The sequence below is a fragment of the Mycolicibacterium sp. lyk4-40-TYG-92 genome, assembly GCF_030209435.1.
Classification (GTDB): domain Bacteria; phylum Actinomycetota; class Actinomycetes; order Mycobacteriales; family Mycobacteriaceae; genus Mycobacterium.
In genome coordinates this window covers 100872-124422 of record NZ_JARVRX010000013.1, presented here as the reverse complement: position 1 = coordinate 124422, position 23551 = coordinate 100872, and the positions used below count along the sequence as shown (strand labels likewise).

Below are 23551 nucleotides of genomic sequence, written 5' to 3'. Positions count from 1 at the left end.
CTCAACGTACGGGTTCGGGTGTTGGTTCCCGGCGAGACGGAGAAACTGGGAACTTACTGTGAAACGGTACCTGGTCGGCGCAGCCGATGCGCGACGATCTAGATTGCTTACCGTGGCGGAAAACGAGGATATCCTAGTAAATGTCGAGAACGGCGTCGGCGTCGTCACGCTGAACCGTCCGAAGGCCATCAACTCGCTCAACTACGCGATGGTCACGGGCCTCGCCGAGGCACTCAACGCCTGGGAACACGACGACAGCGTCCGCGCGGTCCTGCTGACCGGCGCCGGTGAGCGCGGCCTGTGCGCGGGCGGCGACGTCATCGCGCTCTATCACAGCGCGAAGGCCCAGGACGACAACGCCAGGACCTTCTGGCACGACGAATACGTGCTCAACGCCCACATCGGTCGCTACCCCAAGCCGTACGTCGCACTGATGGACGGCATCGTGATGGGCGGCGGCGTCGGGGTCGGCGCGCACGGCAACATCCGCGTCGTCACCGAGAAGACGAAGATGGGTATGCCCGAGGTGGGCATCGGCTTCATCCCCGACGTCGGTGGCACCTATCTGCTGTCCCGCGCGCCCGGCCTGATCGGTCTGCACGCCGCACTCACCGGTGCCCCCTTCTCCGGCGCGGACGCCATCGCCCTCGGCTTCGCCGATCATTTCGTCCCGCAGGCCGACCTTTCCGCGTTCCGTGACCTGGTGATCAGCGCGGGACCCGACGCGGCGCTCGCGAAGTACGGCGCCGAGCCGCCGGCCAGTGAGCTTCTGGCGCAACAGCATTGGATCGACGAGTGCTACGCGGCCGCCACCGTCGAGGAGATTTTGGCGAACCTGCGCGGCCATGAGTCCGCCGAAGCCAACGCCGCCGCCGAGCTGATCGCCACCCGGTCGCCCGTCGCACTGTCTGCCACGCTGGAGGCTGTGCGCCGCGCCGCCAAGCTGCCGACCCTCGAGGACACCCTCGTGCAGGAATTCCGAGTGTCGATGGCGTCGCACAAATCCCACGACTTCGTGGAGGGCATCCGCGCCCAGCTCGTCGACAAGGACCGCAACCCGCAGTGGTCCCCGGCCAGCCTGTCGGACGTCACCGCCGCCGACGTCGACGCCTACTTCGTCTCCGCCGACCCCGATCTCACCTTCTAGTTCTAGGATTCCACAGTGACATCTGAGACGTTCGAAACCATTCTGGTCACCCGCGACGACCGCGTCGCCACCATCACCCTGAACCGGCCCAAGGCGCTCAATGCCCTCAACAGCCAGGTGATGGCCGAAGTCACCACGGCCGCAGCCGAACTCGACGCCGACCCGGGCATCGGTGCCATCATCATCACCGGTAGCGAGAAGGCCTTCGCCGCGGGCGCCGACATCAAGGAGATGGCGAGCCTGACGTTCGCCGACGTGTTCTCGCAGGACTTCTTCGCGCTGTGGAACAAGTTCGCCGCGACCCGCACCCCCACCATCGCCGCCGTCGCCGGTTACGCCCTCGGTGGCGGTTGTGAGCTCGCCATGATGTGCGACCTGCTGATCGCCGCCGACACCGCCAAATTCGGCCAGCCCGAGATCAAACTGGGCGTGCTCCCGGGCATGGGCGGCAGCCAGCGCCTGACGCGCGCGGTGGGCAAGGCCAAGGCGATGGATCTGATCCTCACCGGCCGCAACATGGACGCCGAGGAAGCCGAACGCTGCGGCCTGGTGTCGCGCGTCGTCCCAGCCGACAAGCTGCTCGAAGAGGCCAACGCCGTCGCCAAAACCATTGCCGGGATGTCACTTTCGGCATCGCGGATGGCGAAGGAAGCGGTCAACCGCGCCTTCGAGAGCACGCTGGCAGAGGGCCTGCTGTACGAGCGCCGGCTGTTCCACTCGGCCTTCGCCACCGACGACCAGACCGAGGGCATGGCGGCCTTCACCGAGAAGCGCGCGCCGAACTTCACGCATCGGTAAAGTCGATCGGTGGCCGACACCGCACAACCGCCTGATCCCGCCGATGACGACGGCGCCGCTGTCGCGGTAGCCGAGCCGTCGGCCGATGAGTCACTCGTCGCGAAACTGGAAGAGCCGCCCTCGGATTGGTGGGTTCGCCGGTACACCTTTTTCGGTACCGCGGTCGGCCTGGCCTTCATCTGGCTCTCGATGACGCCGTCACTGTTGCCGCGGGGCCCGCTCTTCCAGGGCATCGTCAGCGGCGCCGCCGGCGCATGCGGCTACGGCCTCGGGGTGCTCGGCGTCTGGACGGTCCGGTACATGCGGTCGAAGGACAGCAGTCCCAAGGCGCCGCTCTGGGCGTGGCTGATCCTGATCGGGCTCGGCGCCATCGGCCAGGTCCTCGCGATCATCTGGTTCCACGTCTGGCAGGACGAGGTCCGCGACATGATGGGCGTGCCCCGGATGAAGTTCTGGGACCACCCGCTGACGGCGGTGTATTCGATCGTCTTCCTGTTCGCTTTCGTCGAGATCGGCCAGCTGATCCGCAAATTGGTGCAGTTCCTGATGCGGCAACTGGAGCGGGTGGCCCCGCCTCGGGTGTCCGGGGTGGTGGCGGTGCTGCTGGTCCTCGCCGTGTTCGTCGAAGTGTTCAACGGCGTGGTCGGCCACTATGCGATGTCGTGGATCAACCAGACCTTCGCCTCGGCCAACGACGAGGACGATCCCGACAACCCGCCTCCCACCTCGCCATTGCGTTCGGGTGGGCCGGGCTCCCTGGCCAGCTGGTCGTCGCTGGGCCGGCAGGGCCGCATTTTCGTCGCCAACGGACCGAGCGTCGACGAACTGTCGAAGTTCAACGGCCGCACGGCAATCGAACCGATTCGCGCCTATGCCGGTCTGCACTCCGCGGCCGGCATCCGGGCGACGGCGAAGCTGGCCGCGCAGGAACTCAAGCGCACCGGTGGACTCGAGCGCGCTGTCGTCGCCGTCGCCACCACGACGGGCACCGGCTGGATCAACGAGGCCGAGGCCGCGTCCCTGGAATACATGTACAACGGCAACACCGCGATCGTGTCGATGCAGTATTCGTTCCTGCCGAGCTGGATTTCGTTCCTCGTGGACAAGGCCAACGCCCAGGAGGCCGGCCAGGACCTCTTCGAAGAGGTCGACGCGCTGGTGCGCCAGATGCCGGAAGGCAAGCGCCCCAAGCTCGTGGTGTTCGGCGAGAGCCTCGGGTCGTTCGGCGGCGAGGCCCCGTTCCAGGCGGTGAACAACCTGGTGGCCCGCACCGACGGCGCGTTGTTCTCCGGGCCGACGTTCAACAACCCCATCTGGACCGAGCTGACCCGCTACCGCGACGCCGGCTCGCCGGAGAAACTGCCGATCTACGACGACGGCCTCAACGCCCGGTTCGGTTCTCGCCCTGAGGATTTGAACCGTCCGTCCAACGCCACCTGGGGCCACCCGCGGGTGGTGTACCTGCAGCACGCGTCCGACCCGATCGCCTGGTGGAACCCCGACCTGCTGTTCGCCCGGCCGGACTGGCTGGAAGAACCGCGCGGCCGCGACGTCTCGCCGCGGATGGAGTGGATGCCGATCGTGACGTTCCTGCAGGTGTCGGCTGACATGGCCGTCGCGGTCGACGTCCCGGACGGCCACGGCCACGTCTACATCCGCGATGTCGCGAACGCCTGGGCCGACGTGTTACAGCCGCCGGAGTGGACGCCGGAGAAGACCGAGCGGTTGCGGCCGCTGCTACACCCAAGCGCCGGCACGTAGCAGCACCGACGCCGCCGTCCCACCGAGCAGTCCTTGATCGACCAGCGCCCGGTAGCCACCGATGACGTCGGTGGCCCGGTACAGCCCCAGGTCCTGTAGCGCCGCGGCGGCCAGGCTCGAGGTGTAGCCCTGCGAGCACAGGACCACCCACTCGACGTCGACGCCCGTGGCCTGCGGCAGGCGCGCGTCGCTGGTCGGGTCGCAGCGCCATTCGAGAACGTTGCGTTCCACCACGAGCGCACCGGGGAACTCGCCTTCGATGGCGCGCTGCGCGGCCGGCCTGATGTCCACCAGGACGGCGCCCCGGGCCAGTGCGGCCGGGATTTCGGCGGCGGACAGCCGGACCAACCGTTCACGGGCCGCCGCCAGCATGGCGTCGACGCGGCTGGGTGTGCTTCCCGTCGCTTCGCTCGCCCGGGTCACGTCTCCGGTTGCTTCGCTCGCCCCGGCTGCCATCAGTCCCCCTCGGGCTTGTCGGTGAGTTCGGTGTAGACGCGACGCAGCTTCTGGCTTTCAGTGACGTCGTAGTACGACATGGCGGTCAGCGGTGGCGAATACGCATGCACGCTCAGCGTGGGAACCGACGGCGACACCACGTCCGCACCCGCCCGCACCACGTCGTGGACCCAGCCCAGCGGGAACGCGGCCTGGTCACCGGCCTCCAGCGTGCGCTGCCGCAGCCCGCGACCGTCCCACCGGGTTTCCTCCAGTGCCCCCGACACCACGGTCAGCGCGCCGAGCGATCCGCCGTGGTCGTGCAGTTCGGTGCTGCGCTGCGGGACCCAGCTGATCAACCAGAGGTCGAGTTCGTCGTCGCCGTACAACCGGCGGAACCAGCGTTCATCGTGGGGCAGACCGTCGGCCGGCAGCAGCCGTTCGTAGCGGCCACTCAAGACGTCGTCGGCGCACCGGTCGGTGGCGTGCAGCAGGTCGGGTAGCCGCAATCGGGTCGGGGCGACGAGGGCAGGACCAGAAACAGAAAAATCTGTCAGGACGGACATGACGGAACTCCAATGCAGAAGCGAACGGTGGGCTTCACGCCCTCACAAGGCCGGGCTCAAGCCCGACAACACGTCGCGTTCTGCATGTTCTGCACTGCCATGTTCCCCATCGTGGACGGCCCGCGGCCGGCGGGAAAGGGTTAGCGTCAGGGTGATCCTGAATGCCAACGCATCTAGATTGGCAATCATGCAGACCAACGTCATCCGGGCAGCGCTGCTCACGACCACCGCACTGACGTTCCTGACGGCCTGTGGTGCGGACAAGCAGGCTGCCCCAGCCCACACTGCCGCCGAGCTGCCCACGCAGTCGCACGAAAACCCGGCACCTGGCGGCGGCGTCGCCGTCTCCCCGGGCGGTGTCACGACCGCTGTCCACGCCCCGTCGGCGGCGACCGAGTCCGAGTTCGGCCAGGCCTGCCATGCCGCGAAGGTGTGGATGGATGCACAGCACGCCGACCCCGCGACACTCGTCGAGCCGTACCTGAATCTCATGCAACGACCGGAAACACGTGATCCCGGTAACTTCAACACCCCGTGGACCGAGCTCACAGCAGGCCAGCAGGCCGGCGTGATCATGGCCGCCACCAGCGCTTCCAAAGGTGAATGCGGCTGATCACCAAACGTTCACTGAGGATTCGCTGAGTCTGCGGCGGTGCCCTAAAATCGGGGACGCTGCCGTCCGATCGCTCTGACGCATCCACGCGGGCCGCGGTGACACCGAACTTCCGACCGCCGGATCCGACCGGCGGTCCTCACGTACCCGCGAGGCCCGCCGAGATGAACGCCACGACCGCATCCCCTCGAGGTCGCACCTGAGCACCTCCGATCTCCAGCGCAGCGATACCGCACGTCACCGTCTTCCAGCCCGGCACCGCCGGAGCCGGCTGCAAAGCCTGCTCAGCGCGCGCGTCGGCTGGGACACCGTCGGCCGCGTCGCACTGGCGCTGGTGACCGCGGTGGCGGTGGCGGCGACCGGTCTGGGCTGGTGGACGGTGCGCGGCGCGCTGCACGGCATCACGGTCAGCGACGCGCTCGGGGCGGACGCGCCGAAGTCCACCGGCGGCGCGATGAACATCCTGTTGATCGGCCTCGACTCGCGCAAAGATCAGCAGGGCAACGACCTGCCGCAGGCGCTGCTCGACAAGCTGCACGCCGGGGATTCGGACAACGGCGGCTACAACACCAACACGCTGATCCTGGCGCACATCTCCGCCGACAACCACGTGGTCGCGTTCTCGATCCCGCGTGACGACTACGTGCGGGTCACCGGCATCCCCGGATACGACCACATCAAGATCAAAGAAGCGTATGGCCTGACCAAGGCCAACGCCATGCAGCACCTCATGGACAAGGGCGTCACCGACCAGGCCGAGCTGGAGCGCAAGAGCCGTGAGGCCGGCCGCGCCGCGACCCTGGCCGCGGTCCGCAACCTGACCGGTGCGCCCATCGACTACTTCGCCGAGGTCAACCTCGCCGGTTTCTACGACATCGCCGAGAGCCTCGGCGGCGTCGAGATCTGCCTCAACCACCCCGTGTACGACGATTACTCGGGCGCCGATTTCCCGGCCGGCCGGCAGCTGCTCGACGCCTCACAGGCCGTCGCGTTCGTTCGGCAGCGGCATGGCTTGGACAACGGCGATCTGGACCGGACCCACCGCCAACAGGCGTTCCTGATCTCGGTGATGCACCAGCTGCAGAAGGACGGGTCATTCAGCGACCTCGGCAAGCTGAATCAGCTGATCGGCGTCGCGCAGAAGGACGTCGTGCTGTCGGCCGGCTGGGGCCAGGAGCAGTTCAAGCGCATGGGCGAGATCGCCGGCGGCGCGAACGTCCAGTACCGGACGCTGCCCGTCGTGCGCTACGACAACATCGACGGCCAGGACGTGAACATCGTCGACCCCATGGCCATCAAGGTTGAGGTCGCCAAGGCCTTCGGCCTCAAGCCACCGGCAGGCGCGCCGACATCGACATCGACACCCAGCACGTCGACCGAGCCGTCGACGCTGGACAAAGCCGCGGACAGCACCGGTACGACGTCGAAGAACGCCAAGACCGCCATCATCGACGTCATCAACGGCTCCGACGTCACGGGCCTGGGCCGGCAGATGTCGGAGATCCTGGGCGACCTCGAATACTCCATGGGCCAGACCAAGAGCTCGCAGGACGGCGAGCTCAGTTCGACGGCCGTCGACTTCGGCGCCGGGACCGATGCCGAAGCCAAACACCTGGCAGAGCTGCTGGGCATCGATGCGGTCCGCGCCGACCCATCGGTACCTGCCGGCCGTATCCACGTCACGCTGGGCCCGGGCTACCAGGTGCCCGACACCCTGGACAGCGTGTCCATGGCCGCGGCCAAGTCGTCCAACTACGACACCACGCTGCCGACCCCCGAATCCGGGCCGCCGGTGCGCGCCACCGACGGGCTCCCCTGCGTCAACTGACGCACCCGGCGTCGCCCGTGCCGCGCGGGCAACGAGCGTGTCGACGCCGCCGCCGAGCCTGACGACACGGCGAATTTCGGCGCGGATTTCCGCCGTCCAGTCAGGCTCGCGCCACCGTCGCTCGCGGCGAGTTGACGCGTATCGGCTGGACCGCGCCTCGCGCAAGGCCGAGATTCTCGGCCACGGCCCCGTTCCACTGCGGCCAGTACACGACTGCAATCGCCGCTGCGATCAACCGGTGATTGCGCTCAGGGACAGGGGCGCGCCAGAAAAGTCCCTGACCGCAATCATGGCCGCCAAATTAATTAGCTTAGTTCAACGAATTAAATTCGCCGCCCCGCAAGGCGCGGAATTGGCGTGCAAACACATTCCCAGAACACAAAGCATATCTAACAAATTTGCTCGCCGACCAGGCAAAACGTCGCGAAAGCAATGAGATCAGCTAACGAACACGACGTATTTCTCAACTACTGGTCAGTAATTGTGCTTTGACTCACACAATGGTGCACACTATGGGGTGTCTCACTCATTGTCGAAGGGATGAGCTCAATGGTTGCTCCTCAGCACATACCGGTCGCTCGGGTCCACAGTGGCGCGGTCAACGGGCGCCGGGTGCTCTTCATGGGCATCCTCCTGCTGCTCATCGCGGTGGCCGCCGTCAGCGGCATCCTCTTCGCCATGAGCAGCGGACAGCCGCAGGTCGCCCTGATCATCGGGCTCGTCTCGGCGGCGTTCTTCTCGCGCATCCGCTGCTGACGCGGCCTCGTCTCGCCACCGCTTGATCCGCACGCCAAAATAAGGCCATGCGGGTCGCACTGGTCCTTGGCAGCGGTGGCGCCCGAGGTTACGCACATATCGGCGTCATCGATGCACTCCGCGAGCGCGGATTCGACGTCGTCGGTATCTCCGGTTCATCCATGGGCGCACTCGTCGGCGCGCTGCAGGCCGCCGACAAGCTCGACGAATTCTCCTCCTGGGCCAGCGCTCTCACACAGAGTGCGGTGCTCCGCCTGCTCGACCCCTCCCTGACCGCTGCCGGCGTGCTCCGCGCCGAGAAGATTCTGGCGGCCGTCCGCGAGATCATCGGCCCGCGGACCATCGAGAGCCTGCCGATCCCCTACACCGCCGTCTCGACCGACCTGATCGCCGGAAAATCGGTCTGGCTGCAGCGCGGCCCGATCGACGCGGCCATCCGGGCCTCCATCGCCATCCCGGGCGTCATCGCCCCTTATCTGCTGGACGGCCGGCTACTGGCCGACGGCGGCATCCTCGACCCCCTGCCCATGGCGCCGCTCGCCGCCGTCAACGCCGACCTGACCATCGCCGTCAGTCTCAACGCCAGCGATCCGAATCCCACCGCGGAATCCCCGCGCCCCACCGCGGAGCTGCTGAACCGCATGCGGCGCAGTACGACGTCACTGATCGACCGGGCCGCAGCGAGCACCCTGCTCGACGGGCCCACCGCACGATCGGTGCTGAGCCGCTTCAGCAACGCGGTCGACGGCATCGACGCCCTTGCCGAGTCCGAGGTCGAGACCGAGGAGGACACGCACGTGCCACGGCTCGGCGGATTCGAGGTCATGAACCGCACCATCGAAATCTCGCAGGCCGCGCTGATGCGGCACACCTTGGCGGCCTATCCGCCTGATCTGTTGATCGAGGTGCCACGCACGGTGTGCCGCAGCCTGGAGTTCTACCGGGCCTCCGAGGTCATCGAGATCGGCCACGAATTGGCTTGCGCCGCACTCGATTCCCTCGATCTCCCCGACTAGGACAGGAACGCGGCGACCTCTGCCGCCACCCGGCGACCTTGTGCCCGGCCGGCCTGCGCCGACGGGATGCGACAGGCCGGATCCAGCGGATCGGCGCCGAAGGCGGCGAGGGACTCGCCGTCGGCGAAGATGCCGCAGGCGCGGCCCGCGAAGCTCCTGACGTCCGCGCCGGGGCCCGCCCCGAACGGGGACGGTGAGTCCGACGGAGCCGGAACCAGTACGACGGCGGTGTCACAATCCTCGACCGCGATCATGTTGACGCTGCTGCCCATGCCACCGTCCATGTACCGGCGGCCACCGATGGTCACGACCGGCCAGGCCGCCGGCACCGCGCAGCTGGCCTCCACGGCATCGACCAGGGACACCCCCGACGCGCGCGTGAAGACCACCAGCTCGCCCGAGTCGATGTCCACGCCGGTGATGCGCAGGTCATGGTCGGGCCAGTCGTGCGATGGCAATCGGCGTTCGATGACGTTGCGGCGCACCGCCGGGCTGACGGTCTCGGCGGCTGCCGCGGCCGCCCCGAGGCACTGCAACTGTTCTGCCCGGCTGCCGTTGGCCGTCGACATCGCTTCCACGAAGGCGGTCAGGACGGCCTCGATGTCGATACCCGGACTGATCTCCGCCGATTCGGCGGCGACCTGACGCTCGAACAGCTCGCCGATGCTCAGCGCGCTGCCCAGCTGAGCACCGACCGCCGAGCCCGCCGACGTACCCAGCACCACATCCGAATTCCGCATCGCTGCCGCGATCTCGGGCGCCTCGTCGGCGATTCCCTGCAGGATGCCGGTCTCCCATGCGATGCCGGCGATGCCGCCACCAGCCAGAACGAGTGCACGCTTAGTCATTAGTTCATCTAACAGGATTCGGCTCGCGCCGTGGCACCGTCATCCCACCAGGAGGTCAGAAAGATGCTCCAGCGATCGGCCGGCGTAGCCCTTCCACAGCTTGCCGAACACCGGCAGCAGCGGCGCAGTCAGCGCGCTGCGCGGGTGCAGGGTCCAACGCCAGGTGATCCTGGTGCTGGGGTTCTGCCCACCGGAGACGTCTTGGAAAAGCCACATCCCTTGCACGCCACCCACCAGCGGCGCCAGCGGTCCGTTGATGTCGGACAGCGTGTAGCCGAATGAGTGCGGTTCGTCGTACGAGGTCAGGGTCTCGGCCATGCTGCCGCCACCGGTCAGCAGGATGGTGCGGGTCTGCCCCACCGCATCCCAGATGCCGGTCTGGTCGCGCACCGCCTTGATCGGCGGGATCGGCCCATACCAGCGACAGAACAGCTCGTTGAGCGGAATCGGGGCGGTGCCGCTGAACGCGTCGGCCACCGGAACGGGGACAGTTCGTGATTGCTCGACCACCAAAGGCTGCGCCATGATGGCGATCGTAACCATCGATGCTGACCACTGGAGTGCCATGACCTCGACGATGCGGGCCCAACGGTTCTATGCCGACACCAAAAAGGTTGTGGTGGAAGATGTTCCGGTTCCGGAGCCAGGCCCGGGCGAGGTCCTCGTCAAGGTCGCCTACTGCGGCATCTGCCACTCCGACCTCAGCCTCATCAACGGCACGTTCCCGTCGCAGCTGCCGGTGGTGACCCAGGGGCACGAGACGTCGGGCACCATCGCCAAGCTGGGACCGGGTGTCACCGGCTGGGCCGAGGGCGACCGCGTCGTCGTCGCCGCCGGCAAGCCGTGTATGGACTGTGTGAACTGCCTCCGCGGCGACATGTCGAACTGCCTGCGGATCCGGCTCATGGCATTCGCGTATGACGGAGGTTGGGCCGAGTACACCGTCGCGCAGGCCTTCGGGCTGACGCGCGTACCCGACAACGTGCCGCTCGAGCAGGCCGCGATCCTGGCCGACGCGGTGTCGACGCCGTTCGGCGCCGTCGTCCGGACGGGCCAGGTGGGCATCGGCGAATCCGTCGGCGTCTGGGGTGTCGGTGGGCTCGGAACCCACATCGTGCAGCTGGCCCGGTTGGTCGGGGCGGCGCCCATCGTGGCCGTCGACGTCAACCCGGCAGTGCTGGAGCGCGCGCTGGCGGTCGGTGCGGACTACGCGTTCGACGCCCGTGACCCGGAATTGTTGGCACAGATCGGTCAGGCCACCGGCGGCCGGATGCTCGACGTGGCGTTCGACGCCGTCGGCAAGGGGTCGACGTTCGATCAGGCGCTGGCGGCACTGACCGTGGGCGGCCGGTTCGTCGGTGTCGGGATGAGCGCCGACGCCCCATCGATCGGCCCGACGTCGTTCTTCAACCTCACCAAGAAGCAGGTGCGCGGGCACCTGGGCTACCAGAACGCCGACATCGGCACGCTGGCCACGCTGGTGTCCCGCGGCCGCCTCGACCTCACCCGGTCGATCAGCGAGATCGTCCCGCTCGAGGACGTCGCCGAAGGCATCGCGAAACTCGATCGGGCCGAAGGCAATCCGATCCGGATCCTCATCCAGCCCTGATACTCGCGCAACCCTGGCTGCACCCGATTCCCGCGAGCGGCCGTGTTTGCACACCGACACGCCGCATTTGGCGTGCCATCTGCGCGCGCTCACAGCCGACGAGCGCGACGTTATTGCTCAGCGGAGCCTGGGCGCCGCCTTCGCACTGAAGAGCGGCAGGTCCAGATAGGTTGCGATACCCGGTTCCGCGGCACACACCGCGGGCACGGAGTTGACACAGTGGGCGGCGGTGCCGACGACGCCGGGTTCGGGGCCGTCCTCTCCGACCAGTCCCTGAAAGCCCTTGATCGACACGGTGAAGTCCGGATTTCCCTTGACCTCCATCTCGTAGCGTTGGCCCTCGGGGCCGAAATCCCATGCCGGGTCGAGGTTTTCCTCGCCCATGAACCAGTTGACGGTGACGCGCACGACGACCTCGTCGTCGACGACCGCCTCCCAGTGGAACTTGCGGGCGGCCACCTGTCCGGGCTGGATGGGCCCCAGCGGTGAGTCGATCGGCGCACTCGCCACCGCAACCTCCTGGCGCGCAACGATCTTCGGGTCGGCGTTGAAGCCGAACTCGTCGACGCACATCCGCACGGCTTGAATGAAGCCGCTGTCGAGCAGCTTCTGCATCGGCCCGGTCAGCGCCTTGTCCGGCGTCTCACCGAAACCCATGACGTGCCGCAGCACGTCCGGCGCCTCGTACGTCCGCAGGTCCGAGAACTCTTCGGCCCGAACGAAAGTCACACCGGTGGACATGACCGAGAACAACAGCGGGAACTTCTCACTGATGCCGCCCGGCGCGATGCCGGTGCCGTGCAGCGTGGCGCCACCCGTTAGCGCGGCTTCCCGCATCGGCGCGCCCTGCTTCTCGCTCGGATACACCCACCCGACCGGCGTCACCACGTTCTTGCCGGACCGCAGCAGCGCGGCGACCTCGTCCGGGTTGGCCATCAGTGGCGCGTAGATGACGGCGTCGGCCTCGAGCGCCAGGATGTCGTCGATGTTGTTGGTCGCCGTGACGCCCAGCGGCTCGACGCCGATGATCTCACCAACGTCCTTGCCGTTCTTGGCTTCCGAATGCACCCAACAGCCGACGAGCTCCAGGTCCGGATGTTCCAACACGCCTTTGATCGCGGCGACGCCGACTCCGCCGGTTGCCCACTGCACGACCCGCAACGCCATGAAACCTCCCGAGCACCGCCAGAACTAGAACGCGTTCTAGGTTGTATACCACCGGCTCGGCGCCGGAGACCAGACCTTTGGGGTCTTGACTAAAAGCGCCGCGCGTGACTGAACTACAGGTAGTAACGAAAGGAACCCAATGGCCAAGAATCGCGTGTTCGTCGTCGGCGTCGGCATGACCAAATTCGAGAAGCCCGGCAGCCGCGAGGGCTGGGACTACCCGCAGATGGCCAACGAGTCCGGCAACAAGGCGCTCGCCGACGCCGGCATCTCGTACGACCATGTGGAGCAGGGCTACGTCGGCTACTGCTCCGGCGACTCGACCTCCGGCCAGCGCGCCCTGTACGAGCTGGGCATGACGGGCATCCCGATCGTCAACGTCAACAACAACTGTTCGACGGGGTCGACGGCGCTTTACCTTGCCGCACAAGCGATCCGCGGCGGCCTCGCCGACTGCACCATCGCGCTGGGTTTCGAGAAGATGCAGCCGGGTTCGCTTCAGGCGGGTGCGCAGGACCGTGAATCACCGCTGGGCCGGCACGTCAAGGCCCTGGCCGAGATCGACGAGTTCGCCTTCCCCGTGGCGCCGTGGATGTTCGGGGCAGCCGGCCGTGAGCACATGAAGAAGTACGGCACCACCGCCGAGCATTTCGCGAAGATCGGCTACAAGAACCACAAGCATTCGGTCAACAACCCGTACGCCCAGTTCCAGGACGAGTACACGCTCGATGACATCCTGGCCGCCAAGATGATCTCCGACCCGCTGACCAAGCTGCAGTGCTCCCCCACCTCCGACGGGTCCGGCGCGGCGATCCTCGCCAGCGAGGCGTTCGTCGACAAGCACGGCCTGGCGTCGCAGGCCGTCGAGATCGTCGGCCAGGCCATGACCACCGACTTCGCCTCGACGTTCGACGGCAGCGCCGCCAACATCATCGGCTACGACATGAATGTGCAAGCCGCCCAAAAGGTTTACGACCAGTCGGGCCTCGGCCCCGAAGACTTCCAGGTGATCGAGCTGCACGACTGCTTCTCCGCCAACGAGCTCCTGCTGTACGAAGCCCTCGGTCTGTGCGGCGAGGGCGAAGCTCCGGGCCTGATCGACAACAACGACACCACCTACGGCGGGCGCTGGGTGGTGAACCCGTCGGGCGGCCTCATCTCCAAAGGTCACCCGCTCGGAGCGACGGGCCTGGCCCAGTGCTCCGAGCTGACGTGGCAGCTGCGCGGCACCGCGGACAAGCGCCAGGTCGACGGCGTCACTGCCGCCCTGCAGCACAACATCGGCCTCGGCGGCGCCGCCGTCGTCACGGCCTACCAGCGCGCCGAGCGGTAGGTCACCTTCCCGCGAGCTGGGGACGCCCCAGCTCGCGGGAAAACTAGCCGTCGAACATGGCGTCGACGAGGCGGCGCAGCACCTGCCTGGTCTCGCGGCGGGCCTTCTTCGGGTCGTCCGCGGTGGCGATGAGCATGGCCGCCTCGTCGAGGGCCCCGATCAGCACGTGGGCCAGCGCCCGCACCGGCTGACGGGTCAGCTGACCGGCCTTCATGGCCTCACTGAGCAACTGCTCCGTCATGCCCAGGCTGTAGCGCTGGGCGACGTCACGGAAGCCCGCCCAGCCGAGGACGCTCGGGGCGTCGAGCAGCACCAGTTGGCGCACCTCCGGGTCGCCGGAGACCTCCAGCCACGCGTCGACCGCGGCGCGTATGGCATCGGCCGGTGACGTCGCACCCGACGCCGCCACCATCGCCCCCATCCGGGCCATCACGTCCTGCTCCACCGCCTCCACCACAGCCAGGAAAAGCGCTGCTTTGTCGGCGAATTGGTGATACATCGCGCCCCGGGTCACCCCGGCGGTCGTCGCGATCTCCGGCGTGCCCACCTCGGCATAACCACGCTCGCCCCACAGTCGCCGCGCGGCGACGATCAACGCTTCGCGGGTAGCCGCGGAGCGCTCCTCCTGAGTACGCCTCTTGTTTTCCATACACCCTGTTGGTAAGTTGCGGACAGCCTGTTTGTAAATGCGTATCGAGCTAGGAGTCATCCATGTCGATCATCGAGATTAACGCCGGAACCATCCATTTCGAGGAATTCGGACCGAAGAACGGCAGGCCCGTCGTCTTCGTGCACGGATACATGATGGGTGGCCAACTGTGGCGCGGTGTCGCCGCGCGCCTGGCCGAACGCGGCCTGCGCTGCATCGCCCCGACCTGGCCCCTCGGCGCACATCCCGAACCGCTGCGCCCTGGGGCCGACCGGAGCATCCACGGCGTCGCGCGCATCGTCGCCGACACCCTGGCCGCCTTGGACCTCGACGACGTCGTCATCGTCGGCAATGACACCGGCGGTGTGGTCACGCAGTTGGTGGCGGTTCACCATCCCGAGCGCATCGGCGCCATGGTGCTGACGAGTTGCGATGCGTTCGAACACTTTCCGCCGCCGATCCTCAAGCCGCTGATTGTCGCGTCGCAGTCGAAGGGGCTGTTCCGGGCGGGCTCGCAGGTGTTCCGGATCCCGTTGGTCCGCAAGCGCGCCTACGCCGGGCTCGCCTACGCCGACCTCGACGCGCTGACCCGGGAGTGGGTGCACAACACGCAATCCAAACCCGCTGTCGCGGAGGACCTCCGAGTGTTCACCAGCTCCCTCAAGACCGAGGTCACCACCGAAGTCGCCAAGAGACTGCCTGAGTTCGACAAGCCGACGCTCATCGCCTGGTCGGCCGACGACGTGTTCTTCGAAGTCGGTGACGGCGAGAAGCTGGCGGCCATCATCCCGAACTCCCGCCTCGAAATCATCGACGGTGCAAGGACATTCTCGATGATCGACCGCCCGGACCGCCTCGCCGACCTGATGTCGACTCTCGCGGTGCGCGCCTGACCACGAGCTGGGGCACCTCCCGCTAGATGGTGACGACGTCGTAGTCGCCGTCGGCGTACCGGGCGCGGATGGTCTTCTTGTCATACTTGCCGACGCTGGTGCGCGGCACCTGATCGATGAACGTCCACCGCTCGGGCAGCCACCAGCGAACTACCTTGTCCGCCAGGAACTCTCGGAGTTCATCAGGTGTCGCCGAAGCACCTTCGTGCAGCACCACGGCGACCAGCGGACGTTCCTGCCAGCGGTCGTCGGGCACCGCGACCACGGCAGCCTCCAGCACCGCGGGGTGCGCGATCAGGTGGTTCTCCAACTCGACCGAGGAAATCCATTCACCACCGGATTTGATGACGTCCTTGGCCCGGTCGGTGAGGGTGACGAACCCGCAGTCGTCGATGCGCCCGACATCGCCCGTGCGCAGCCAGCCGCTGTCGAACTTGCTCGCGTCATAGCCCAGGTAGTAGCTGCCGGTGATCCACGGCCCCCGAACCTCGATCTCCCCGACCGCTTCTCCATCGTGGGGCAACGGGGCACCGGCGTCGTCGACGACCCGAACTTCGACGCCACACATCGCCCGGCCCTGCGTCGCCCGCGTAGCCCAGTGTTGATCCTCGGAGACACGCGGCAGCGGCTTGGCGGTCGTGGCCATCGGCGACGTCTCCGTCATGCCCCACAGCTGTTGGATGTAGACGCCGTGGCGCTCCTGGAACGTCTTCATCAGCGAGACCGGCACCGCGGAGCCGCCGCAGGCCACGAGACGCAGCGACGAAATGTCGTGTCCCGGATTCTTTTCCAGGCAGTTCTGCACGTCGTTCCAGATGGTCGGCACGGCCGCGGCGACGGTGGGCCGACAGGTCTCGATCAGATTGATCAGCGAAGCCCCGTCGAGGAACCGGTCCGGCATCGCCAGGTCGGCGCCGGCCATCAGCGCGGCATACGGCAATCCCCAGGCGTTGGCATGGAACATCGGTACGACGGGCAACGCGACGTCGTCGCTGCTGATGCCCAGTGCGTTGTTGGTGCATGTCGCCATGGCATGAATGAAGCTCGAACGATGGCTGTAGACAACACCTTTCGGATTTCCGGTGGTGCCGCTGGTGTAGCACATCGCCGCCGCGGACCGTTCGTCGATATCCGGCCAGTCGAACTCGACGGGTTGTCCGGCCAGCAGCTCGTCGTAGCGCAGCATGGTCTTTCCCGCAGCCGAACACGCGGCCTCGAGCGGACCCAAATCCCCTGCGCCGACCGCGATTACCGTGTGCACTGTGCCCATCTGCGGCAGCACCGGAGCCAGCTGGGCGGTCAGCGAGAGATCGGCGATGACGATCTGATCCTCGGCCTCGTTGGCGATGTAGGCGATCTGTTCCGGGGACAACCTGATGTTGAGGGTGTGCAGCACCGCGCCCATCGACGGAATGGCCAGGTACGCCACGGTGTGCTCGGCGTTGTTCCACATGAATGTGGCGACCCGCTGATCCCCGGTGATGCCGAGACCGCGCAACGCGTTGGCCAGCCGGGCCGCCTGCTCGCCGATCTCGCGATAAGTCACCGTGCGGTACTGCCCGCCTCCGAGCGCCGTGGTGATGGTCCGACAGGAATTCTGGCTGATCGCGTGCCGCATGATCGTGGCGATGGTGATCGGGGCGTCCTGCATCGTACTGAGCATCGTGAATTTCGCCTCTGGAGTTGCTGCCGCTGGGATGTCGAGATGCTAACCGACCCTGTCAGGTAGGAGGATGATTGTGCGTAAGCACGACAGGAGAAAATGATGCGTACGAATTGGACGCTGGCCGCGGCGACGATGGGAGCCGCGCTGACGATGCTGGCACCGGCCGGATTGGCCGCGGCCGAATCGGCGCAAGACACCATCAACCGGCTGCAATCCGAGGGCTATGTCGTCACGATCGACAAGCTCGGGACGGCGCCGGTGTCGGAGTGCACGGTGACCAGTGTGCGCAATCCGCAACAGACGACGCAGTTGGTGCCCTGGGTCGGTCCCGGCCTGGGCCGCAACAGCAACTCCATCCTGCTGCCGCAAACCAGCAGGACTATTTCGGTGTCGCTCGACTGCACGGGCACGCACTAGCCCCCGGATACCAAAAACGCCCCCGCCGGCCGGCGGGGGCGTTTTTGTTGGTTCCGACTAGACGGTCGCGGGCTCCAGCGCGCGTACCTCGTTCACGGCGACGGACTTGGTCGCCATGAACTGCGAGTAGAGCAGCGGCTTGGGGGCCTCGACGGCCACGGCGGTGACGTCGCCGACGACGTCCGCGACGTACAGCCGCGAACCGTCACGGCTGACGGTGACGCAGGACGGCTGGACATCGGCGGCAATGGTGTCGACGACCGCGTTGGTCTGCGTGCAGAACACCGCAACGCGGTCGTAGTCGACGACGTAGGCGCGAGTGCCGTCGGCGCCGAGCACCAGCTGGGTCGGAGCGTCACCGACGGCGAAACGACCGGTCACGCGGCCGGTGGCCAGGTCGACGACGTGCACCTCACCGCGAGCGGTCAGGTCCGAGGTCAGCACGTAGGCAGTGTTGTCCGGGCCGAGCGCCAGGCTGCGGATCGGCGCACCGATGACGATGGTGTTGCGGATGCGCGCGGTCTCGGTGTCGACGACGACCACCTGGCTGCCGATCTCGTCGGTGGTGGCGACGTAGAGCCGGCGACCGGTGTGGTCGACCGCGAGGGCGTCGATGCTGATGGCCGCACCGGTGGCGATCTCGATGGTGCCGACGCGTTCGGCGGTGATGTCGATGACGGCGACGTCGATGTAGGCATCGCCGGCACGGCCCGCGAACACGCGCTTGCCGTCGGGGCTGACGGCCAGCGCGCTCACGCCGGAGGCCAGCGGGTAGGCGGCCAGCTCGGCACCGGTGGCGACGTCGATGACGGCGACACCGTCGAACTCGGCACCGGACACGGCGACGTACGCCCGGTCTGCGGTGGCGACGACCGCGAACGGCTCACCGTCGACGGCGATATCGCGGATGCTGCGGCTGCGCGGCTCGATCAGCGACACCATGTTGTCGGCGTAGCTGGTCGCGACCAACTGGCCCGCGCTCTCGGCGATGTCGGCGATGGTGCCGCGACCAACCTGCGCGATGTCCATGGTTCCGCGCAGCGCCTGGGCGCTGGCCCGCTTGGCTTTTGCACGAGCGTTATTATTTGCCACGATCTTCGGTACCTCCGCCAGCGCGGCAACGCGCCGGTAGTCGATTGCCCGTCCGGGTGCGCCCGGATGAGCGCTGCTTTCAAGAAGTGTAGTGATCCCCACCGACATTCCGGACGGCTTCAGCGACGCCTCGTCACGAATTGATCAGAAGCTCTTAGGAGTTACTTATGTTGTGAATTGTTATGCACTTGTTATCAATGGTGATCGGCGCTCCGACCTGCGTAAACAACGCGTGAATTCAAATCGGGCAAACATAGGTCGGCCTCATTCCTGAGGGTTTCCAAGCATCGTTTCCCGGCATTCCCTGGCAAAGTGAGCGATACATCACACCGCGACACGAACGCATAGAATCCCATCCGCCTCACCTGCACGATAAAACTCAAGTTCCACTTCCGTCCACCAAGATCGCAACAGCTCCCGGGCCCGCCTGCGCGGGCGCCGAGATTCGCTGTTATCGACGAATTCACATTTTGTTCATGATGTGAGCGCCGTCACACCGGTGTTGCCGGACGGGTGCTCGGCACCCGAGTCGAGCATCGTCAGTTCGTCGAACGGATCGGCGCCGTGCAACACGGCTGCGGCCTTTGCCCGGTCGAGCGTCCCGGTCCACGAGCCGATCAGCACCGTGGCGACGGCATTGCCCGAGAAGTTCGTGACAGCCCGCGCCTCCGACATGAACCGGTCGATGCCGACGATCAGGCCGACGCCGTCCAGCAGGTCCGGCCGGTGACTCTGCAGGCCACCGGCCAGCGTCGCGAGGCCGGCGCCCGTGACCCCGGCAGCGCCCTTGGAGGCGACGATCATGAAGACCAACAGCGCCAACTGCTCCCCGACCGCCATCGGCCGCCCCATCGCGTCTGCGATGAACAGCGCCGCCATGGTCAGGTAGATCGCCGTCCCGTCCAGGTTGAATGAGTAGCCGGTCGGCACCACGACGCCGACGGTGCTGCGGTCCACGCCCAGGTGCTCCATCTTGGCGATCAGCCGAGGCAACGCCGACTCCGACGACGACGTCGAGAAGATCAGCAGGTATTCGCGCGCCAGGTAGCGGACCAGCCGGAAGATCGACATCCGGGTCACCGACCACAGCAGCACCCCGAGCACGCCGAAGACGAAGACGACGCACGTCACGTAGAAGCCGAGCATCAGGGACAGCAGCTGGGTGACCGCGCGCCAGCCGGTCTGGCCAACGACGCCGGCCATCGCGCCGAACGCGCCGATCGGCGCCAGCCACAGGATCATGATCAGCACGCGGAACACCAGCTTCTGCAGGTGCTGAACGCCCCGCAGGATGGGTTCGCCGGCGGTGCCCATCGCCTGGACGGCGAACCCGACGAGCAGGGCGATGAACAGGGCCTGGAGCACGTTTCCGCTGGTCAGTGCGGACAGCAGGGTCTCGGGAATGATGTGCGAGACGAAATCCATCAGGCCGCCGGCCTCGTGCGCCTTCTGGGCCAGCTTCGCGCCCTGGCCGGTCGCCTGTGCCGACAGGTGCATACCCGATCCAGGGCTCAGGAGGTTGCCGACAACCAGCCCTATCGCCAGCGCCACCGTCGACATCACGAGGAAGTAGCCGAGCGACAGGCCGCCGATCTTGCCGACCGTCGCGGCTTTGCGCACCGAGCCGATGCCCAGCACGATCGTGCAGAAGATGACCGGGGTGATCATCATCTTGATCAGGTTGACGAACAGGGTGCCGAGGACCGCGATGTCCTTGCCCACTCCGGGCGCGATGAGGCCGACGGCCACACCGCCGACGACGGCGATGAGCACGGCGATATACAGCCAATGGGTGCGGTCGCGACGGGGCGCTTGATCAGTCATGTCGGGCAGTCCTCCGGCCTCGTTGTCGAAAACTTCTGCAAGGATGTTGTGCCAGAACGTGAGGCACGTCACGCATATGTTCATTTCGTTCACGGGAATTCACGAAAGGCCGCAGTGATGCGCAGTTGGCCGGCGGCGCCGCGCAGGTCCCTGGCCGGCCAGATTGTCGCCCTGCAGATCGTGATCATCATCCTGGTGGTGGCGGCGGGCAGCGCCCTGGCCGTCGTGCAGTCCCGCCGTACCAACGACGCCGCGGCCAAACAGCTGCTCACCGGCATCGTCACGGCACTGGCCGACGCGCCGTCGACGGCTGCCGCCATCCAGGCGGGCAACGCCACGGCCGTCCTGCAGCCGGTGACCGAAACCGTTCGCGCCCAGACTGGCATCGCCTTCATCACCGTCATGGCGCCCGACGGCACCCGGTTCACCCACACCGACCCGCGCCAGATCGGCGGCCACTACCTCGGCACCATGGCGCAGGCGCTGAAAGGCCAGACCCACACCGAGTTCTACACCGGGACACTCGGCCGATCGGTGCGCACCATCACCCCGGTGCGGGACTGTTCCGGCCGGATTGTGGGCTTGGTCGCCGCGGGCATCACCGAGACCACGCTGACAGCGCAGTGGCGCCACCAGATTCCGGTGATCGCGGCGATCAGCCTTGCGGCCCTTGCCCTTTCACTGGCCGGCACCTGGCTGATCCGGCGCCGCCTGCTCCGTCAGACCCACGGGCTGCGGCCGGACCAGCTGCGCGTGATGTACGAGCACCACGACGCCGTCCTGCATTCGGTGTCCGAGGGCCTGCTGGTGCTCGAGAAGGGACGCGTGGCGCTGGCCAACGACGAGGCGCGGCGCCTGCTGGCCCTGCCTCCGGGCGCGGTGGCCCTGTCCGATCTGCCGGAGTTCCTGCGCGCCGCCGATCCCGGTGTGCGCGACGAGGTTCACGTGACCGACGACCGGGTGCTGGTCGTCAGCCGGTCACCGGTGTCCGGCGCCGCGGGTTCAGAGGTCGTGACGATCCGGGACCGCACCGAATTGCAAAGCACCCTGGGCGAACTCAGCTCCTTGAAGGTCCTCACCGACTCGTTGCGGGCGCAGGCCCACGAAGCGGCCAACAAGCTGCACACGGTGATCACCATGGTCGAGATGGGCCGCCCGTCGGACGCCGTCGCCTTCGCGACCGACGAGCTGCAGCTGTCCCAGCGCCTCGTCGACCGGCTCTCCAACGAGGTCCACGAACCGGCCCTGGTGGCGTTGCTGCTGGGCAAGAGCGCGCAGGCCCACGAACGTGGCATCGACTTCACCGTCACGGTGGACTCACAATTGCCCTCGGACACTTCACATCTACCGCTGAGTGGGCCGGAAATGGTGACAGTTCTGGGCAACCTGGTCGACAACGCGATGGACGCGTGCGACCGCGACGAGCCGTGGGTCGAGGTGACGGTGCGCTGCGAGCCGGGTTCCGAACTGCTGATGCGAGTGGCCGACAGCGGCACCGGCATGGATCCGGAGACATTCGAAAACGCCATGCGCCGGGGCTATTCGACGAAATCGGCGCCGGGGCACGGGCTGGGCCTCGCCCTGGTGGCGCAGGTGGTCAAGCGGCACGGGGGCACGCTGTCATCCGATGCCGATTACGGTTCGGTGGTGTCGGTGACGATTCCGGCGGCGGGCGCATGACCACCGTGTTGATCGTCGACGACGATCCACTGATCGCCGAGGCGCACCGTACGTATGTCGAACGGCTGGACGGGTTTTCCGTCGCAGCGGTCGCTCACACCGCGCGCGAGGCCATGCAGGCTGCCACCCGGGCGACCACGACCGACCAGCCCATCGACCTGGTCCTACTGGACCTCGGGCTACCCGACGCCAGCGGCATCAGCCTGGCATCGGCACTGTCCGGGCTACGGCCCGCCCCGGACATCATCGCCATCACCTCCGAGCGCGACCTGGAGATGGTGCGCGCCGCCGTCGCACACGGCGCGCTGGCGTACCTGTTGAAGCCGTTCACCTTCGCGGCGTTCCGGGACCGGCTGGATCGCTATCAGCGGTACCGGACAGCGCTCCCCGCGGGAGTGGACGCGGCAAGCCAGGCCGAGGTGGACCGGGCCCTCGCCGAATTACGCACCAGCGCAGACAAATCCGCGGCCCCGAAAGGTGCGGCAACGCTGACCAATGACGACATCGCCCGCGCGGTGCGGGACAGTCCCGACGGGCTGACAGCCGACGAGGCCGCCAAGGCGGTCGGGGTGGCCCGGGTGACGGCGTGGCGTTATCTGGAACGCCTGGCCGACGACGGAACCGTCACGCGCCGAAGCGAATACGGCGGGACCGGCCGGCCCAAGACCCGCTACCTGTGGCGTTGACTTCGCCGGGTGTGACAGCATCGAACCATGAGTCGCGACGACGATCCAGAAGCCCGCATCCGCGAGCTCGAGCGCGCGATGAACGATCAGGCACGAGCCTCGGAGCTGACGGAGCCCGGCCAAGCGTGGTCCTCGCGCGCCCCTGCGGTCGGTCGGCGGCAGCCTTTTCAATACAACCGGCCCCAGCAGAGCTCGTCGCCGCAACCGTGGCCATCCGGGGTGCCGACAACCGCGGCGCGCCGCATGATCCTGGGCGTCGTCGTCCTCGCCGTCATCGTCGGCCCTGTCGTCGCCGCAATCGTCTTCGTGACCAACCTGACCGGGAAGAAACACACGACGTATCTCCCGCCCTCCCCCGACGGACGGCCCAGCATCTCCGTCGCCGTCCCGACGCCGCCGCAACCCGGCGACGAATCGTCGGTCGTCGTCAACGGCACCACGGTGCAGTCCGGTCCCGGATTGGTCGAACTACCGCCGCAGTCCGACGATCCCAACCGGCCCATTCAGGTCGCGGGCGTGCGCGGCCACCGCACCGTCGCGTGCAACGACCGGCCGATCAGCATCAGCGGGGTGTCCAACAGCGTCACCATCACCGGACACTGCGCGACCGTCGAGGTCTCCGGGATCGAGAACACCGTGTCCGTCGACTCCGCCGACAAGATCGTCACGTCGGGCATGGACAACCACGTGACCTACCACTCCGGGAACCCGGAAATTCCTGATCCGGGTCGGTCCAACACCGTCAGCCGCGGCTGACCGGACCTCGA

At 67.1% G+C, this 23551-nt stretch carries 23 protein-coding genes; 14 read left to right on the top strand and 9 right to left on the bottom strand.

The window, feature by feature from the left end; genetic code table 11:
• The first annotated feature begins 112 nt into the window (after positions 1-112).
• Genes QRN63_RS19370 through QRN63_RS19360 form a run of 3 tightly spaced genes read left to right on the top strand, consistent with a single transcriptional unit; the run spans position 113 to position 3706 of the window.
• Positions 113-1147, top strand: coding sequence for an enoyl-CoA hydratase/isomerase family protein (locus QRN63_RS19370; protein WP_285032289.1), 1035 nt, complete (start codon positions 113-115; stop codon positions 1145-1147).
• 15 nt (positions 1148-1162) lie between these two features.
• Positions 1163-1945 carry an enoyl-CoA hydratase gene (locus QRN63_RS19365; RefSeq protein ID WP_053854339.1) on the top strand — a complete coding sequence of 261 codons (783 nt, stop codon included), beginning with the start codon at positions 1163-1165 and terminating at the stop codon, positions 1943-1945.
• Between the two features lie 9 nt (positions 1946-1954).
• Positions 1955-3706, top strand: a complete 1752-nt coding sequence (locus QRN63_RS19360) for an alpha/beta hydrolase (protein ID WP_502888162.1) — start codon at positions 1955-1957, stop codon at positions 3704-3706.
• Here the strand turns inward: QRN63_RS19360 and QRN63_RS19355 are convergent.
• Entirely contained in the window at positions 3683-4078 is a 396-nt protein-coding gene (locus QRN63_RS19355) for a rhodanese-like domain-containing protein (RefSeq protein ID WP_267316610.1), read from the bottom strand. The two genes, QRN63_RS19360 and QRN63_RS19355, sit on opposite strands and share 24 nt — an antisense overlap.
• Before the next feature lie 83 nt (positions 4079-4161).
• Positions 4162-4707 carry a cysteine dioxygenase gene (locus tag QRN63_RS19350; RefSeq protein WP_267315450.1) on the bottom strand — a complete coding sequence of 182 codons (546 nt, stop codon included), beginning with the start codon at positions 4705-4707 and terminating at the stop codon, positions 4162-4164.
• Positions 4708-4894: 187 nt separating this feature from the next.
• Between QRN63_RS19350 and lpqV the strand changes: the two genes are divergently transcribed.
• The 4 genes from lpqV (at position 4895) to QRN63_RS19330 (ending at position 8920) form a co-directional block, all read left to right on the top strand.
• The gene (gene lpqV / locus QRN63_RS19345; protein ID WP_267315451.1) at positions 4895-5320 is read left to right on the top strand and encodes a lipoprotein LpqV; all 426 of its coding nucleotides are present in this window, start codon (positions 4895-4897) and stop codon (positions 5318-5320) included.
• 199 nt (positions 5321-5519) lie between these two features.
• Positions 5520-7148 carry an LCP family protein gene (locus QRN63_RS19340; protein ID WP_410506024.1) on the top strand — a complete coding sequence of 543 codons (1629 nt, stop codon included), beginning with the start codon at positions 5520-5522 and terminating at the stop codon, positions 7146-7148.
• Between the two features lie 540 nt (positions 7149-7688).
• Positions 7689-7904, top strand: a complete 216-nt coding sequence (locus QRN63_RS19335; protein WP_267315452.1) for a hypothetical protein — start codon at positions 7689-7691, stop codon at positions 7902-7904.
• A 47-nt stretch (positions 7905-7951) separates the two neighbouring features.
• Positions 7952-8920: a patatin-like phospholipase family protein gene (locus QRN63_RS19330; RefSeq protein ID WP_267315453.1), complete on the top strand. Its 969-nt coding sequence runs from the start codon at positions 7952-7954 to the stop codon at positions 8918-8920.
• Here QRN63_RS19330 and QRN63_RS19325 read toward each other — a convergent pair.
• A complete protein-coding gene (locus QRN63_RS19325; RefSeq protein WP_285032288.1) occupies positions 8917-9768 on the bottom strand; it encodes a patatin-like phospholipase family protein in 852 nt (283 codons plus the stop codon). The two genes, QRN63_RS19330 and QRN63_RS19325, sit on opposite strands and share 4 nt — an antisense overlap.
• A gap of 39 nt (positions 9769-9807) precedes the next feature.
• Positions 9808-10293: an SRPBCC family protein gene (locus QRN63_RS19320; RefSeq protein WP_267315455.1), complete on the bottom strand. Its 486-nt coding sequence runs from the start codon at positions 10291-10293 to the stop codon at positions 9808-9810.
• 40 nt (positions 10294-10333) lie between these two features.
• On the opposite strand from QRN63_RS19320, the gene QRN63_RS19315 reads away from it, so the two are divergent.
• Positions 10334-11377 carry a zinc-binding dehydrogenase gene (locus tag QRN63_RS19315; RefSeq protein WP_285032344.1) on the top strand — a complete coding sequence of 348 codons (1044 nt, stop codon included), beginning with the start codon at positions 10334-10336 and terminating at the stop codon, positions 11375-11377.
• Positions 11378-11494: 117 nt separating this feature from the next.
• On the opposite strand, the gene QRN63_RS19310 is transcribed toward QRN63_RS19315, so the two are convergent.
• Complete coding sequence (locus QRN63_RS19310; protein WP_285032287.1) at positions 11495-12544, bottom strand: NAD(P)H-dependent amine dehydrogenase family protein; 1050 nt, start codon at positions 12542-12544, stop codon at positions 11495-11497.
• A 139-nt stretch (positions 12545-12683) separates the two neighbouring features.
• On the opposite strand from QRN63_RS19310, the gene QRN63_RS19305 reads away from it, so the two are divergent.
• Positions 12684-13877, top strand: a complete 1194-nt coding sequence (locus QRN63_RS19305; protein WP_285032286.1) for a lipid-transfer protein — start codon at positions 12684-12686, stop codon at positions 13875-13877.
• Between the two features lie 43 nt (positions 13878-13920).
• Here the strand turns inward: QRN63_RS19305 and QRN63_RS19300 are convergent, their stop codons facing one another.
• Positions 13921-14526 (bottom strand): TetR/AcrR family transcriptional regulator, encoded by a 606-nt coding sequence (locus QRN63_RS19300; RefSeq protein ID WP_267315458.1) that lies wholly within the window; start codon positions 14524-14526, stop codon positions 13921-13923.
• A gap of 62 nt (positions 14527-14588) precedes the next feature.
• Here QRN63_RS19300 and QRN63_RS19295 point away from each other — a divergent pair, with 62 nt between their 5' ends.
• Positions 14589-15419, top strand: coding sequence for an alpha/beta fold hydrolase (locus tag QRN63_RS19295; RefSeq protein WP_285032285.1), 831 nt, complete (start codon positions 14589-14591; stop codon positions 15417-15419).
• A gap of 22 nt (positions 15420-15441) precedes the next feature.
• On the opposite strand, the gene QRN63_RS19290 is transcribed toward QRN63_RS19295, so the two are convergent.
• The gene (locus tag QRN63_RS19290) at positions 15442-17082 is read right to left on the bottom strand and encodes a long-chain fatty acid--CoA ligase (RefSeq protein WP_285032284.1); all 1641 of its coding nucleotides are present in this window, start codon (positions 17080-17082) and stop codon (positions 15442-15444) included.
• A gap of 102 nt (positions 17083-17184) precedes the next feature.
• Between QRN63_RS19290 and QRN63_RS19285 the strand changes: the two genes are divergently transcribed.
• Positions 17185-17502, top strand: a complete 318-nt coding sequence (locus QRN63_RS19285) for a hypothetical protein (protein ID WP_285032283.1) — start codon at positions 17185-17187, stop codon at positions 17500-17502.
• 57 nt (positions 17503-17559) lie between these two features.
• Here QRN63_RS19285 and QRN63_RS19280 read toward each other — a convergent pair whose 3' ends face one another.
• Together QRN63_RS19280 and QRN63_RS19275 are read right to left on the bottom strand one after the other, a co-directional pair.
• Positions 17560-18594 (bottom strand): MmpL3/TtfA transport complex stabilizer, encoded by a 1035-nt coding sequence (locus tag QRN63_RS19280; protein ID WP_267315462.1) that lies wholly within the window; start codon positions 18592-18594, stop codon positions 17560-17562.
• A gap of 474 nt (positions 18595-19068) precedes the next feature.
• Complete coding sequence (locus QRN63_RS19275; RefSeq protein WP_285032282.1) at positions 19069-20418, bottom strand: cation:dicarboxylate symporter family transporter; 1350 nt, start codon at positions 20416-20418, stop codon at positions 19069-19071.
• 117 nt (positions 20419-20535) lie between these two features.
• Here QRN63_RS19275 and QRN63_RS19270 point away from each other — a divergent pair, with 117 nt between their 5' ends.
• From QRN63_RS19270 to QRN63_RS19260, 3 genes are read left to right on the top strand one after another with little or no spacing between them, the layout of a single operon-like run.
• Positions 20536-22098: a sensor histidine kinase gene (locus QRN63_RS19270; RefSeq protein WP_285032281.1), complete on the top strand. Its 1563-nt coding sequence runs from the start codon at positions 20536-20538 to the stop codon at positions 22096-22098.
• Positions 22095-22784, top strand: coding sequence for a response regulator (locus QRN63_RS19265; RefSeq protein ID WP_285032280.1), 690 nt, complete (start codon positions 22095-22097; stop codon positions 22782-22784). The genes QRN63_RS19270 and QRN63_RS19265 overlap by 4 nt, the downstream gene beginning before the upstream one ends.
• A 27-nt stretch (positions 22785-22811) precedes the next feature.
• Positions 22812-23540: a DUF3060 domain-containing protein gene (locus tag QRN63_RS19260; protein ID WP_285032279.1), complete on the top strand. Its 729-nt coding sequence runs from the start codon at positions 22812-22814 to the stop codon at positions 23538-23540.
• Positions 23541-23551: the final 11 nt, after the last annotated feature.

Excerpts from the sequence above, each read along its gene's own strand:
- QRN63_RS19295 (WP_285032285.1), top strand. The coding sequence starts at position 14,589 with ATGTCGATCATCGAGATTAACGCCGGAACCATCCATTTCGAGGAATTC.
- lpqV (WP_267315451.1), top strand. The coding sequence starts at position 4,895 with ATGCAGACCAACGTCATCCGGGCAGCGCTGCTCACGACCACCGCACTG.
- QRN63_RS19300 (WP_267315458.1), bottom strand. The coding sequence starts at position 14,526 with ATGGAAAACAAGAGGCGTACTCAGGAGGAGCGCTCCGCGGCTACCCGC.
- QRN63_RS19270 (WP_285032281.1), top strand. The coding sequence starts at position 20,536 with ATGCGCAGTTGGCCGGCGGCGCCGCGCAGGTCCCTGGCCGGCCAGATT.
- QRN63_RS19260 (WP_285032279.1), top strand. The coding sequence starts at position 22,812 with ATGAGTCGCGACGACGATCCAGAAGCCCGCATCCGCGAGCTCGAGCGC.
- QRN63_RS19305 (WP_285032286.1), top strand. The coding sequence starts at position 12,684 with ATGGCCAAGAATCGCGTGTTCGTCGTCGGCGTCGGCATGACCAAATTC.
- QRN63_RS19275 (WP_285032282.1), bottom strand. The coding sequence starts at position 20,418 with ATGACTGATCAAGCGCCCCGTCGCGACCGCACCCATTGGCTGTATATC.
- QRN63_RS19265 (WP_285032280.1), top strand. The coding sequence starts at position 22,095 with ATGACCACCGTGTTGATCGTCGACGACGATCCACTGATCGCCGAGGCG.
- QRN63_RS19355 (WP_267316610.1), bottom strand. The coding sequence starts at position 4,078 with ATGCTGGCGGCGGCCCGTGAACGGTTGGTCCGGCTGTCCGCCGCCGAA.
- QRN63_RS19320 (WP_267315455.1), bottom strand. The coding sequence starts at position 10,293 with ATGGCGCAGCCTTTGGTGGTCGAGCAATCACGAACTGTCCCCGTTCCG.
- QRN63_RS19315 (WP_285032344.1), top strand. The coding sequence starts at position 10,334 with ATGACCTCGACGATGCGGGCCCAACGGTTCTATGCCGACACCAAAAAG.
- QRN63_RS19285 (WP_285032283.1), top strand. The coding sequence starts at position 17,185 with ATGCGTACGAATTGGACGCTGGCCGCGGCGACGATGGGAGCCGCGCTG.
- QRN63_RS19330 (WP_267315453.1), top strand. The coding sequence starts at position 7,952 with ATGCGGGTCGCACTGGTCCTTGGCAGCGGTGGCGCCCGAGGTTACGCA.
- QRN63_RS19310 (WP_285032287.1), bottom strand. The coding sequence starts at position 12,544 with ATGGCGTTGCGGGTCGTGCAGTGGGCAACCGGCGGAGTCGGCGTCGCC.
- QRN63_RS19325 (WP_285032288.1), bottom strand. The coding sequence starts at position 9,768 with ATGACTAAGCGTGCACTCGTTCTGGCTGGTGGCGGCATCGCCGGCATC.
- QRN63_RS19290 (WP_285032284.1), bottom strand. The coding sequence starts at position 17,082 with ATGCTCAGTACGATGCAGGACGCCCCGATCACCATCGCCACGATCATG.
- QRN63_RS19335 (WP_267315452.1), top strand. The coding sequence starts at position 7,689 with ATGAGCTCAATGGTTGCTCCTCAGCACATACCGGTCGCTCGGGTCCAC.
- QRN63_RS19350 (WP_267315450.1), bottom strand. The coding sequence starts at position 4,707 with ATGTCCGTCCTGACAGATTTTTCTGTTTCTGGTCCTGCCCTCGTCGCC.